The sequence below is a fragment of the Runella sp. genome (assembly GCF_965279615.1).
Taxonomy (GTDB): Bacteria; Bacteroidota; Bacteroidia; order Cytophagales; family Spirosomataceae; genus Runella.
Window position 1 is genome coordinate 7221177 of record NZ_OZ257252.1, and the last position, 13791, is coordinate 7234967.

Genomic DNA, 13791 nt, shown 5'->3' on the forward strand with positions numbered 1-13791 from the left:
GCTAAAACTACAAAATACCGCCGGGCTTTCAGTCCTGTTAACCATCAAACAACAAACTATCTTTACAACCCTTATGAAGCACCTTATCCTCCTTTTTCTATTATCATTTACCGCCCGGGCTCAAAAATTTACAACGGCTGAAATTACCCGATATAAGCAACAAGCCGACCGCGTTACCATTATTCGGGACAATTGGGGCATTCCGCACATTTATGGCAAAACGGATGCCGATGCCGTTTTTGGCCTTTTGTATGCGCAGTGCGAAGATGATTTTAAACGTGTTGAACTTAATTACATAGAAAAACTGGGTCGTACTGCCGAACTGAAAGGAGAATCAGCCCTGTATAATGATCTACAGATCAAACTGTTGATCGATACCACCGAGGCAATTGCCGATTATAATAAAGCAGAGCCGTGGATGAAAAAACTGCTGAACGCTTATGCCGACGGTATCAATTATTATTTACACAAAAACCCTCAGGTAAAACCCGCGCTTTTGCACCGTTTTCAGCCTTGGTATCCGTTGTTGTGGACCGATGGCAGCATTGGTGCTATCAGCACCGCCGACCTGTCAGTGCCTGAATTGAAGAACTTTTATTCGGGAAATGCTACCGCCGCTTTAGTAGAACCCAAAGATCCTGAATACCAAACGGGTTCGAATGGCTTCGCATTTGCCCCTTCCAAAACGGCATCGGGCAATGCTATTCTGTACATCAATCCACACGTAACATTTTATTTTCGTCCCGAAGTACAGGTCGTAAGTGACGAAGGACTTCATGCTTACGGAGCCGTAACGTGGGGGCAATTCTTTGTTTATCAGGGTTTTAATAAGTACTGCGGATGGATGCATACGTCGTGCAATGTGGATGTGGCCGATATGTATGCCGAAAAAGTGACGAAGAAAGACGATAAGTTCTTTTACGAATATGACCAAAAACTAAAACCCGTCACCGAAAAGAAGATCACGATTAAGTACTTAGAGGGAGGAGTACTGCAAACCAAAACGTTTACAACGTACTATACACATCACGGGCCGGTAATGGCAAAACGTGATGGCAAATGGGTGAGCCTTCGGTCGTATAATCGTTCGATGACGAGTTTGATACAAAGTTGGAAACGCACCAAAACCAAGGGGTTTGAAGATTACAAAAAAGTAATGGACCTCAAAGCCAACACGTCCAACAGCACCGTTTTTGCGGATTATAAAGGCAACATCGCCTACTGGCACGGAAATTTTGTGCCTATTCGTGACAAAAACCTGAATTGGTCAAAAGTGATGGATGGCACCACTTCCGCAACCGAATGGAAAGGATTGCATCCGGTAGCAGAAGCAGTTCACCTGTACAATCCGGTCAATGGTTGGTTACAAAACTGTAATTCAACACCTTATACAGCCGCCGGTGAAAACAGTCCTAAGAAAGAGAATTTTCCCGCATACATGGCTCCTGACGGCGAGAATTTCCGGGGTGTGAATGCCGTTCGGGTATTGAGTCAGGGTTCAGGATATACCATCGACAAAGTGATCGCGTCGGGATATGATACGTATCTTTCGGCTTTTGCGGTGTTGGTGCCGGCGTTGGTAAATTCGTTTGAAAAAAATGTAAAACCAACAGATTCATTGTATACCCAATTGAACGAAGCCGTTACATTGCTGAAAAATTGGGATTGTCGTACCGCTGAAAATTCAGTAGCGACAACCGTAGCCATTGAATGGGCGCAAAAACTAACGCCAACGATTACCCGACTTTACATCAACGAAGGCGAAGCCGACCAAGTTGAAAGTACCAAACGTTTTGCTGCTGCTGCTACCCTCAACCAGTTGACAGCTCCTTTGGCATCGGCTTTGGCTGATCTGAAAAGCAAGTTTGGAAAATGGCAAATGCCTTGGGGGGAGATCAACCGTTTTCAGCGTTTGACGGGCGATATCCAATCAAAATACGATGATAATCAGCCCAGTATTCCCGTAAAATATGCTTCGGCTCTGTGGGGAATGTTGCCGTCGTACAACAGCCGCCCGTATCCGGGCACCAATAAACGCTACGGTGTGAGTGGCAATAGTTTTATTTGTGCCGTAGAGTTTGGCCCGCGCATTACGGCCAAATCGTTGTTGGCGGGTGGAGAAAGCGGTGATCCGTCGTCTAAACACTTCAATGACCAAGGAGCGATGTATTCGCAGGGAAAATTTAAGGATGTGCTGTTTTACAAACAAGATGTCCTGAAAAACGCCGAACGCACCTACCACCCGGGACACTAAAAACGACCTATAAAAGCCAAACAATGAGTGATTTTAATCCGACTTACCTTCAGGAATTAGTGAGTTTTAAAATGCCTTTCGGGAAGTACAAAGGTGTTTTACTGTGTGATTTGCCTGAACCTTACTTGGTATGGTTTCACAAAGAAGGCTTTCCTGCCGGTAAATTGGGCGCTTTGTTGGCAACGATGTACGAGATCAAACTCAATGGCTTGGAATACCTGCTGAAACCCTTGAAAGAGAATAAATGAAGTGAGGGTTTCGGCCGGGAGCTTCGGCCGGATTGAGGAAATTTTTGGACAGTTTTAGAAGACGAATGTATTTATTTATCCGGGAACGCCAGTTTCCAGGCACCCCTTAGATCGCCCATTGCATAGCCCGTCGCTTTGTCAAAACGGTATTTTCGCTGAATGGTTTTCAGGGTGGCAGCTTCAATGTCCTGCTTCGGTTTGCCGTGGCATTGCAGACAAGTGGGCATTCCGATCTTGATGGGTTTGTAATAAACGTATCCTTTCGAAACACGTACAAGCGTGTCTTTCAGCGAATTGCTTTCAAAAAGGTCCAGTATTTTTTTGTCAAACAACGACGCGGCATTATCAGGATTACGATTTTTGACAGAAATCCGCTGAATATCAACAGAACGCTTCGTTGAAATTGAATGGGTAAGCGGCATTGCATTCTCATTACAGAAATCCACCGCATAAGCCGCGCCGCCTTTTTCAATCGCTCCCATTAAATTGGAAATTAGGGTTTGTTGCGCCTTCAAACTGAGTGAATCCCCCAGTTTTTGGTAATTGACGGATTGCTGAGGCGTTTGCCTGACGCCATAAAATGCCGTTGAAAAAACGGTTAAGGAAATGGCAAACAACATAGAGGCTTTCATCGGCATCATTTTTTAATAAGATACGAAGATACGTTTTTCATAAATGGAATACTGCGATGAATGTTATAGGGACTCAAATACCCATTTCATCTCCGTCGCTACCTGTCGACAGCGAGTGTTGTACGTGGCAGTTTCTTCGGGTGTATCATCTGCTATTTTGGGGTCTATGTACATGATGGGAAATCGGCGCTCAGCACCGGGAATGAAAGGACAGTTGGCCTCAGCATGGTCGCAGGTCATAATAGCGGCAAAGTCACGGGTCGGATTGGGAGATTGGTCGTACACTTTGGAGAAGGCAATAATGGGCGCAACCGAATCATCAAATCGAATTTCATAAACCGGGTTCTCAGCATTGGTGGTTTTTGATACTTCCATCCCCGCCTGTTTCAAAGTCGCAATGGTGCGGGGATTGCAGGATGTTGCCTCAGTCCCTCCTGAAAAACAATGTACATCTTTCACGTCGAAAAAAGCCGCCGCTACCTGTGCCCATACTTGCCCCAAATGACTGCGACGTGAGTTATGAGTGCAGATAAAGGTAAGATTTACAGGTCGTTGTTTTTCTATTTTGATTTTAATGTAATCAGCTAAAGGTCGTAAAACAGCTTGCCGTTCGAGCGTAATTGCAGCAGTATCAAGCGCCTCAAAATAAGATTTTACAGTAGAGATCATGGGTTGGTAAAAGGTATTATGGCCTTTATCTATGCGATGAAGCTATTTGCTTAAGAAATTATTTTCAGTATTAATCGTAAAAATACGATAGATATTTCAGAAAGAAAAAATCCCGGCCTACTGAGTGGGTCGGGATTTTTGCGAATAAATAAACGGTAGTTCGTGTCTAAGACACCGGGACCAAAGCTTAGGTTTCCAAACAAAGTAACTTGAGCTGATCTAATGTGTTTGTGCTGTTACTTGATTAAGAACCTGTTCCAACTGCTTTTTCTGAACGGTTCCTGTATGTCGCCATACAATTTTGCCTTTATGAAAAAGGATAAAAGTAGGCATGCTCTGTACACGGTATGAATCGGTCAATTTTGCGTTTTTGTCGACGTCAATTTTAAGCACGCGCACTCGGTCGCCCATTTGAGTGGCAAAGTCTTTCAGGATCGGCGACATCATCTTGCAGGGGCCACACCATTCCGCAAAAAAATCAACCAAAACGGGCGTATCGCCCTTTATTATGTCGTTGAAAGTTTCTTTCTTTTCCATTGTTGTATCTCTTTTAGCTGTGTAAAAGAGTCGTAAAAAAACAGTGCCGGTAAATGCTTTTGAACGGGAGGTACTTAATTTATTTGGAACGTTTTATCCCCATGTCTTGCAGCAAACCACCTCCAAAATAGCCTAAAAGCGCCCCATAGGGTACCATTGTCTGCCATTGTGATTTGATTGGACATGTACCCGTGACACACCCTATTTCTTTCCAATACCAAAAACCGCCTATCGCGCCTGCGGCTGCGCCCAGCCAACCCCACGGAATTTTATTTAACTTCTTCATAGTGTATTTCCTGCGTTGTTTTTGAAATGTGTTTGGGAGTGTTTGGCAAGGAGCAACCATTGGGACCGCAACACCCTGTATTCGTAACGGACTGTAATGCAAACAGTCCCCCCAATAGTCCTAACACTGCCTGATGATTGGCCACCGCCGAATAAATCAGCCATAATCCCATACCTAATCGCAAAATTCGCATAAAATTCCAATTGTTCAATAATGTGCTCATTGTCGTTGTTTAATTAAGATGACAAAAATCGCAGCCCTTAATAAGGCCAACTCATCATACCGCCTGTCAGATTGTATATATGTTCAAAACCGACATTGCCCATTATTCTACAAGCTTGACCACTGCGATGGCCACTTCTGCAATACACAAAGTACGTTTTTGTTTTATCCAATTGGTTGATTTTTTGCTGAAAATCGGCACTCATTAGATCAATATTTATGGCACCTTTTATAGCGCCCGAGCGCACTTCGGCGGCAGTTCGTACATCTAAGATGACCGCACCGGGTGTTTGGCCCATCAGGTCTTTAAAGGTAGAGGCATTGATGTCCTTGTACTTTTTTTTGTTTTAAGAAAGCTGAACATGGTCTTTGTCGATTTTGAAAGTTGTATTGATACGACAAAGATTCGATTCTTAGTCTACACTAACTGTGACATTTGTTACATATTACGAAATATTGGGTAATTCGATCGTAAATTTACTTCCCTGCTGGAGCCGACTCTCAACGTGAATTTTGCCTTTGTGAAGTTCTACTATTCTTTTGCAAACCGACAAGCCTACCCCAAACCCTGAAATAGCAAGGGCATTTTTGGAACGATAAAAAGGTTCAAAAATGACGTTTAGGTCTTCGCTTGGAATTCCGATACCTTCATCCACAATGCTGACAAGTGTGTGGGTTTCGTTAAAGTCGATCACAATAAGTGCCTGATGATTTGGGGAATATTTGCAGGCATTGCTTATTAAATTTGCAAAGACGGTTTTGAGCAGCGGTTCATCGCCAAATACCGAAATGTGCTTTTCATTGTCAGGCTCCTGAGCGTATTCTACACTGATCCGATAGTCGGGTTTGCTCAACAACAATTCGTCCTGCGCCTGAAATATTACATCGTCAATGCGTACTTCTGCGGCGCTGTTAATGGAAGATTTTAAGGGTCGTACTATTTGTAATAAGCTATTGCTGAGGAAAATAAGACGGTCAACGTCTTTTCGGATATTTTGCAGAATACCTCGGTGTTGCGCCACGGTCAACTTTTCATCCAAACTTATTTCGACCTCAGATTTAAGGGCGGCAAGCGGTGTTCGGAGTTCGTGTGAGGCATGAGAAACAAAGCTTCTTTGAAGTTCGAAAGATTGCTCCAAGCGGTACATCATTTTGTTGAAAGCGGCTGCCAACTTCCCGATCTCATCTTTTTCTTTGCGCTCATCAAGGCGTTCGCGCAGGTTATTGGCCGTAATACTGCTGATTTGGCTGATGAACTGATTGACAGGCCCTAACGCGTTTCCCGCAAAAAATACGCCTAATAAAACCGTGATAAGGATGCCAAATACCAGACCTGTATAGAGTATATCTCGAAGATTGGCCATTTTACTTCGGCCAAATTGGTCATATGCAGAGGCCAAAATGACATAATGCTGCCCATTCAGTTCATACAGCAATCCTACCGCTTCATTCTCATCATCGCTTGTTTCTACGTATTTTTCTTTTCTTACGCGGTTCAAAAGTTCATTGCCATAGTGAATGACGTGATCGTCCAAGCTGCTGTAAAACAATTTATTATGTTGGTCAAATACCAATACTTTTTCATCAACCAGCGCCGTGAGGGTATTTTTATCAATAATTTTGAGCAGATCGCGGTCGATCTCATCCACTTTTATCAGCAAATGCGCCGTCGTAATTGCTTTGCTTTTCAGGCGTTCATAATATTCCTGTTCTCTGAATTCGGCGAACAATTGGTAAATGACAAAAGAAAAAACGGCCAACAAACTTCCTACGATCAATGAGAACTGAATGGCGATTCTGGTTTGTATTTTCATGGATATTCGCGCAATATATAGCCCAAACTCGGGCGCGTGTGGATAAGCTTTGGTTCGAAATCGCGGTCTATCTTTCGCCGTAATATGTTAATATATACTTCAATGACATTGGTTCCGGTGTCAAAATGAATGTCCCAAACTTGGGCTGCAATATCGTTTTTCGAAAGGACCTTGCCTTTATTCTTTACCAAAAAGACCAAAAACTCATATTCGCGGGCGGTAAGTTTGATTTCCTTGCCGCCTCTTCTGACCAACTTACTGTCTAAAAATACTTCCAGATCGGCTATATGCAGTACTTTTCCTACGTGGTCTATTTCAGGGCTGTTTCTTCGCAAACCTACTAAAACTCGGTGATAAAGCTCTCTGAAGTCAAAAGGCTTAATGATGTAGTCGTCGGCTCCCGCCTCAAAACCTTCAATTTTATCCTCAACTTCGCTCATGGCAGTGAGCATCAGGATGGGTAACGTAGGTTTTGTATCGCGAATACGCTGGCAAACTTCATAACCGCTCAATTCAGGAAGGTTAATATCAAGAATGACCAGATCAAAGGCAACGGTTTGGGCGCGGCGTAATCCCAAAGCACCGTTGTAGGATACTTCTGTGTCAAAACCTTTGTTGGTCAGGCCGCGTGTGAGCAACTGGGCGATCCGTTGGTCGTCTTCGATGATGAGGATTTTTTTGGGTTCCGGGTCGGCTTTCATAATACAACAGAGGTTCTTTGTTCAAATATATAACATCTTGAAGCCTTCATTTAGCTATTTAGTTTTTTTTAAGGTCGGCTTTATACGAGGTTAAGGTTGGTGACCCACATTTGCAAAAATGTATTATCTGATACTCATGCGCATTGCCATCCTCATTGCCTTTTTGTTGTCGTTTCGAAGTTTTGCTCAAGACTCGTTGCGGATATCACTCAGGCAGGCCGACAGCCTATTTGTTACCAATAATCTTATTCTTTTGGCGGAGCGTTACCGGATCGATGCGGCACAGGCTTCGGTGATTCAGGCAAGACTTTGGGATAATCCCACACTTTCTACGGAATGGAATCTTTACAATCCTACCAAAAAACGTGTGTTGGACGTAGGCCGTGGCGGAGAAAAGATCATTTCCATTGAGCAGGTTATCCAAACGGCGGGTAAACGCAGCAAGCAGGTAGCACTTTCGCTCGAAAATGCCCGCATGACGGAATATGAGTTTTTGGATCTGTTGCGCATCCTTAAATTTGAATTACGCTCCAACTTCTTTGATATTTTCTTTTTGCAAAACACGCTGAACCGTTACCAACGGCAGATCGAAACCCTGCAAAGTACCGTTACGGCTTTTGAAACCCAATATGAAAAAAATAACGTTTCGCTTAGGGAATTGCTTCGCCTGAAAGCATTGCTCTTTCAACTGAATAATGATAAAACAGAGATCCTGTTTCAGTTGAGTGAAAAACAAAGGTCACTTAAAACACTGCTTAACAGCAACCGACCACTGTCGCCGTTGGTCAATGAGACCGAACTTGGACATTATAAATTGGCAAGTTATGATGCAAACTCTTTAAGCGATCTGGCGCTGCAAAATCGGGGAGATGTCAAAGTAACAGAGTCGATTGCCAAGCAGGCGGAACTGAATTATCAATTACAGAAATCGCTTGCCGTACCTAATCTGCGACTTGGCGCTACTTACGATCAATCGGGCAGTTACGTAAACAATTACACAGGCCTGACCCTTGGAGCTGACCTGCCTTTTTTTAACAAAAATCAGGGGAATATTAAAGTAGCTAAGATCCTCATAGAGTACCGAAAAGGAGGGCAGGAGCAGAAAAAAAATGCCGTACACAATGAGGTTGTAGCTGCTTTGGAAAAAGTGCGGTATGTGGAGAACATGGTGCAGAGTGTCGATTCCAAATTCACCGATCAATTCGAACTTTTAAATAAAGGCGTGTTGGAAAATTTCCAAAAACGCAATCTGACGTTGTTGGAATTTATCGATTTGATCGAAACCTACAGCGAGAGTATCAAAGAATTGAATCGTCTGAAAGCAGACAGGGTAGGGGCGTACGAAGAACTCAATTTTACGGTCGGACAAGAACTTTTTAACTGAAAATGAATACGAAACGAATCCTTTTTTTTGCCGTCCTGGGTAGTGTGATGGTAACTGCCTGTCAGAAGAAAAAGCCTGAGATGGAAGAAGCAAAGGCTTTTATGCTGTCGGATACCATGATGAAACGCATCGAGTTGGCAAGCGTTGTGACCGAACCCGTCCGCAGTGAATTGACCTTGGTAGGCAAAGTAATTGCGGACGAAAACCGCGTCATTAAAGTATTCCCTTTGGTGGGAGGAAATGTAGAGAATGTTACGGTAGAGCTGGGCGATTATGTGCGCAAAGGGCAGGTGCTTGCCACCATTCGTTCGGGCGAAGTGGCTGATTTTGAGCGCCAAATGATTCAGGCACAGTCGGAAGTGCTGGTTGCGGAGAAAAACCTCAAAACGGCCGAAGAACTTTTTGAAAGCAAGCTTAACTCGCAACGCGAGGTAACTTCTGCCAAAAAAGAAGTGGAAAATGCGCAGGCAGAACTCAACCGGATCAAAGAAGTTTTTCGAATCTATGGATTGGGGAAAACCCAAAATTACATTGTCAAAGCCCCGATCGATGGGTTTGTGCTTAGCAAAAACGTAAATCCGGGCATGCAGCTTCGCTCCGATAACAACGAGCAGATCTTTACGGTGGGCCAGATCAGTGAGGTCTGGGTCATGGCCAATGTCAACGAAAGTGATATTCCGAAAGTGAAGTTGGGAATGATGGCCGATATTAAGACCATTAGCTACGGCGACGAACAATTCAGAGGCAGCGTTGACAAAATCTATAACGTGCTTGATCCCGAAACCAAAGCCATGAAAGTGCGCATTCGGCTTAATAATGCGGGTTACAAACTGAAACCTGAGATGCACGCCACGGTATCGCTCAAATTTGATGAAGGCGGTTCCATGACGGTTATTCCGGCCGGTGCGGTGATCTTTGATCGCAGCAAAAACTGGGTAATGGTCTTTAAGGATCGCTCCAACATTGAAACCCGTGAAGTAGACGTCTATAAAATGCTGAATGATGTGGCGTATATCCGTGTGGGTTTAAAAAACAGCGAGAAGGTGATTGCCAAAAATCAGTTGCTGGTCTATGACGCTTTAAATGATTAACATCTCCGTTTCCTGATGGGAAGCATCATCAAAGCCCAATTTCGGGGGTAGAGGCTCTTTATACTATGAATAAATTTATCAGAGGAATTGTCGGATTTTCGCTGAAAAACCGCTTTTTCATTTTCTTCATGACGGGTGTTTTGGTCATCTCGGGTGTAGTGAGTTATCTCAATACACCCTTGGAGGCGTTTCCTGACGTGACAAATACCCAAATCATTGTAGTGACGGAATGGAACGGACGAAGCGCCGAAGAGATCGAACGCTTTGTGACGGTGCCGGTGGAAGTAGCCATGAATTCGGTGCAACGTAAAACCAACGTGCGCAGCATTACAATGTTTGGATTGAGCATCATCAAGATCATTTTTGAGGACGATGTAGAAGACTTTTTTGCTCGACAACAGGTTAATAATCAGCTCAGAACGGTGTCGTTGCCCGAAGGTGTTGAACCTGATGTTCAACCGCCGTACGGTCCTACGGGTGAGATATTTCGATTTACGCTTGAAAGCAAAGATCGCGACAGCCGTGAACTGCTGACATTGCACAATTGGATCATTGACCGTCAGCTTCGGAGTGTGCCGGGCGTGGCGGATGTGGTGGCCTTTGGCGGTCGTGAAAAAATTTATGAAATACAGGCCAATCCAACCCAATTGGCCAAATATGACATTACACCCTTGGAAGTATACCAAGCCGTGACAAAAAGTAATGTCAATGTAGGAGGTGATGTCATCGAACGTAACGGACAAGCCTATGTGGTGCGCGGGATCGGGCTGCTCAATTCGATTGCCGACATTGAGAATATCATTGTAGAATACGTCAATGATAATCCGGTATTGGTCAAAAATGTAGCCGATGTTAAAGAATCAAATTTACCCCGCGTCGGGCAGGCCGGGCTGAATGCAAACGACGATGTGGTGGAAGGCATTGTAGTGCAGCGGAAAGGCGAAAATCCCAGCGAAGTATTGGCAAGAGTAAAGGCCAAAATCGAAGAACTAAATACCAAAATACTGCCTCCGGACGTCAAAATGGTGACGTTCTATGATCGCGATAATCTGATTGCCTTTTGTACTAAAACCGTACTTCACAATCTTTTTGAGGGGATTCTGTTTGTAACCGTCATTGTCTTTCTGTTCATGGCCGATTGGCGTACTACCCTTATTGTCTCCATCATTATTCCGTTGGCATTGCTGTTTGCGTTTATGTGTCTGAGACTCAAAGGTATGTCGGCCAACTTACTTTCCATGGGGCGGTTGATTTTGGGATCATTATTGACGGGGCCGTAGTAATGGTGGAGGGAATGTTTGTCGCGCTCGACCATTTAGCCCATAAAAACGGCATGGAACGGTTCAATAAACTGGCCAAGTTGGGGCTTATCAGAAAAACGGGTGGAGAACTGGGCAAAGCCGTTTTCTTCTCCAAACTTATCATCATTACCGCGCTTATTCCCATTTTCAGCTTTCAGAAAGTGGAAGGTAAAATGTTCAGCCCGTTGGCTTATACGCTGGGTTTTGCGCTGTTGGGAGCCTTGCTTTATACGCTGACGCTCGTGCCGGTGCTTTGTTCATTTTTATTGCGTAAGAACGTTCGTGAAAAGAACAATCCCATTGTGCATTTCTTTGACCGCATCGTTTCATCGGGCTTTGAATGGTGCTATCGCAATAAAAAGATCAGCGTACTGGCTTCTATGATCTTCTTAGGTGTAACGCTTTTTTCCGCGACACTTTTAGGAACCGAATTTTTACCGCAACTCAATGAAGGTGCCTTATGGGTGGAAGCCAAACTGCCAATGAGCAGTTCGCTGAATGAGACGGTAAAAACGGTGAAGATATTGCGCCAAAAACTCATGGAATTTCCCGAAGTAAACGGGGTATTGTCGCAAACGGGCCGCTCCAATGACGGTACCGACCCATCAGGATTTTATTACGTCCAAATGCAGGTCAATCTTAAACCCAAAGACGACTGGAAACGCAAGATAACGACCGACGACCTGATCGAAGAAATGGATGTAAAACTCAAACAGTTTCAGGGCATTAATTATAACTATTCACAACCGATCATCGACAACGTAGCCGAGGCCGTGGCGGGGATGAACGCCAGTAATGCGGTGAAGATCTTCGGAGATGACTTAGATGTGCTTAACGATAAGGCCAACGAGGTGATAGCGGCCATTAAAGACGTTCCGGGCGTCAAAGACGTGGGGATTCTGCGTAACATCGGGCAACCCGAAATGAGTGTTATTCTTCACGACAGCAAAATGGCCCTTTATGGAGTCAGTATTGCCGACGCGCAGGCCGTGATCGAAATGGCAATTGGTGGAAAAACAGCTTCTATTCTGTACGAAGGAGAGCGTAAGTTTGACATTCGCCTCCGCTATCAGGAACCTTATCGTCGCACCGAAGATGATATTCTGCGATTGATGGTGCCCACCTTAAAGGGAAGTAAAATTCCATTGAAGGAGATCGCCACGTTGCGCAAAGTAACCGGCCCGGCCTTTGTGTATCGTGATAATAATAAGCGATTTATCGGGGTGAAATTCTCGGTACGGGAGCGCGATCTGGGAAGTACTATTGCCGAAGCCCAAAGCAAAGTGGCACCGATCCTGAAAAAACTGCCCAAGGGATATTCCATCAATTGGACGGGAGAGTTTGAAAATCAGGTACGTGCTTCTCAACGTCTCGGCCAAGTGGTTCCCATTAGCCTGATCGCGATTTTTGTGCTTCTTTTTATCACTTTCGGCAACGCCAAAGACGCCGGACTCGTATTGGTAAATGTGCCCTTTGCATTGATCGGCGGTATTTTGGCTATTCATACCACGGGCATCAATTTCGGTATTTCAGCGGGGGTTGGTTTTATTGCTTTGTTTGGAATATGCGTTCAAAACGGTGTGATCCTGATCTCGGTATTCAGTAAAAATACTTCAGAGCGAATGCCGCTGGATACTGCTATTCGGGAAGGGGTCAAATCGCGCATACGCCCTGTGGTAATGACAGCGCTTATGGCGGCTATCGGTCTATTACCGGCGGCGGTTTCTACGGGAATCGGTTCCGAAACCCAAAAGCCGTTGGCGATCGTGGTGATTGGAGGACTGATTACATCGACCATCTTGACGTTGCTGATTTTTCCCATCATCTACCGCTTTTTCTATAGGCATAATGTGCATACTATCAAGGACTTAGAATAACATTTAGGCTTTTTATGTCAAAAATTCGGAGCGTTGCCGTTGTCTTGCCTTTCTTTCTTCTTTTGTTACATGGGCATTTCGTAATTGCCCAAAATCGCACGGATTTTCAGGCATGGCCCGGTGCTTCGTTGAAATTGGATCTGCCCAAAAAATGGGCAGTTACGATTCAATACCGTTCTCGCTTTATTGAGAATTCTACCTATTACAAAGGCTCTTATTTGTTTGGAGCGGTCGAATATGACTTCCATAAAAATCTTGAAGTGATGGCCAATTATCGTCTTGCCATGGTGGATGTGGGCGTATTCCATCGGTATTTTGTGGGAGTGGCAGGCAAAGCTAAATTTGGTAGGTTTAACCTTATGTTACGTCCTGCGATTCAATACCAAAGCCAACGCTTCACCGGTGACGATGAGGTGCGTTTGGATGCCGATACGTATTTTCGACCACGATTTACGGTTAAATACAAATTGAGCAAAAAATGGGATGTGTATGCTTATGCAGAGCCTTTTATGGCTTTGAACGGCCGTAAAACGAAGATCGATAACTGGCAAAATTCCATTGGCTTTAAGTATGAATTTCTGAAAAATCAGAAGCTTAATCCCTATTTTATCTGGCAACCCGACTATTCTCATAAAAAATACATGCTCACCAACTACATCGTAGGGCTTGATATTGAGTTTTCGGTAAAACCCTTCAAAAAATCGAAAAAGAATAAAAAGCAAGCCCGAACCTGACGGCGGGCAGATACTACTCCTTTCTTAAAAAATAAAATCAG

General features: G+C 44.3%; 13 protein-coding genes and 1 pseudogene. 6 read left to right on the forward strand and 8 right to left on the reverse strand.

Annotated features, from left to right (window positions below; all coding sequences use genetic code 11):
- The first annotated feature begins 73 nt into the window (after positions 1 to 73).
- Positions 74 to 2254, forward strand: a complete 2181-nt coding sequence (locus tag ACQY73_RS30370; protein WP_428657929.1) for a penicillin acylase family protein — start codon at positions 74 to 76, stop codon at positions 2252 to 2254.
- Between the two features lie 23 nt (positions 2255 to 2277).
- A complete protein-coding gene (locus ACQY73_RS30375) occupies positions 2278 to 2502 on the forward strand; it encodes a DUF3820 family protein (protein WP_428657930.1) in 225 nt (74 codons plus the stop codon).
- A gap of 71 nt (positions 2503 to 2573) precedes the next feature.
- Here the strand turns inward: ACQY73_RS30375 and ACQY73_RS30380 are convergent, their stop codons facing one another.
- The 8 genes from ACQY73_RS30380 to ACQY73_RS30415 all read right to left on the reverse strand — a co-directional run bounded on the left by ACQY73_RS30380 (position 2574) and on the right by ACQY73_RS30415 (position 7363).
- The gene (locus tag ACQY73_RS30380) at positions 2574 to 3134 is read right to left on the reverse strand and encodes a Tll0287-like domain-containing protein (RefSeq protein WP_428657931.1); all 561 of its coding nucleotides are present in this window, start codon (positions 3132 to 3134) and stop codon (positions 2574 to 2576) included.
- Between the two features lie 63 nt (positions 3135 to 3197).
- The gene (locus ACQY73_RS30385) at positions 3198 to 3803 is read right to left on the reverse strand and encodes a low molecular weight phosphatase family protein (protein ID WP_428657932.1); all 606 of its coding nucleotides are present in this window, start codon (positions 3801 to 3803) and stop codon (positions 3198 to 3200) included.
- A gap of 219 nt (positions 3804 to 4022) precedes the next feature.
- Positions 4023 to 4340: a thioredoxin gene (gene trxA / locus ACQY73_RS30390; protein WP_428657933.1), complete on the reverse strand. Its 318-nt coding sequence runs from the start codon at positions 4338 to 4340 to the stop codon at positions 4023 to 4025.
- A 79-nt stretch (positions 4341 to 4419) separates the two neighbouring features.
- Positions 4420 to 4626: a hypothetical protein gene (locus ACQY73_RS30395; protein ID WP_428657934.1), complete on the reverse strand. Its 207-nt coding sequence runs from the start codon at positions 4624 to 4626 to the stop codon at positions 4420 to 4422.
- Entirely contained in the window at positions 4610 to 4849 is a 240-nt protein-coding gene (locus ACQY73_RS30400) for a hypothetical protein (RefSeq protein WP_428657935.1), read from the reverse strand. Before ACQY73_RS30400 ends, ACQY73_RS30395 begins: the two co-directional genes overlap by 17 nt.
- Before the next feature lie 37 nt (positions 4850 to 4886).
- Positions 4887 to 5147, reverse strand: a complete 261-nt coding sequence (locus ACQY73_RS30405) for a rhodanese-like domain-containing protein (RefSeq protein WP_428657936.1) — start codon at positions 5145 to 5147, stop codon at positions 4887 to 4889.
- Between the two features lie 147 nt (positions 5148 to 5294).
- Complete coding sequence (locus ACQY73_RS30410) at positions 5295 to 6662, reverse strand: ATP-binding protein (protein WP_428657937.1); 1368 nt, start codon at positions 6660 to 6662, stop codon at positions 5295 to 5297.
- Complete coding sequence (locus tag ACQY73_RS30415) at positions 6659 to 7363, reverse strand: response regulator transcription factor (RefSeq protein ID WP_428657938.1); 705 nt, start codon at positions 7361 to 7363, stop codon at positions 6659 to 6661. Before ACQY73_RS30415 ends, ACQY73_RS30410 begins: the two co-directional genes overlap by 4 nt.
- Positions 7364 to 7481: 118 nt before the next feature.
- Here ACQY73_RS30415 and ACQY73_RS30420 point away from each other — a divergent pair, with 118 nt between their 5' ends.
- The 4 genes and pseudogenes from ACQY73_RS30420 to ACQY73_RS30435 all read left to right on the forward strand — a co-directional run bounded on the left by ACQY73_RS30420 (position 7482) and on the right by ACQY73_RS30435 (position 13750).
- Entirely contained in the window at positions 7482 to 8747 is a 1266-nt protein-coding gene (locus ACQY73_RS30420; protein WP_428657939.1) for a TolC family protein, read from the forward strand.
- Positions 8748 to 8749: 2 nt separating this feature from the next.
- Positions 8750 to 9838, forward strand: coding sequence for an efflux RND transporter periplasmic adaptor subunit (locus tag ACQY73_RS30425; RefSeq protein WP_428657940.1), 1089 nt, complete (start codon positions 8750 to 8752; stop codon positions 9836 to 9838).
- Positions 9839 to 9903: 65 nt separating this feature from the next.
- Positions 9904 to 13016: pseudogene (locus tag ACQY73_RS30430) on the forward strand (efflux RND transporter permease subunit).
- Positions 13017 to 13030: 14 nt separating this feature from the next.
- On the forward strand, positions 13031 to 13750 hold the full coding sequence (locus ACQY73_RS30435) for a DUF2490 domain-containing protein (RefSeq protein ID WP_428657941.1): 720 nt from the start codon (positions 13031 to 13033) through the stop codon (positions 13748 to 13750).
- Positions 13751 to 13791 lie beyond the last annotated feature (41 nt).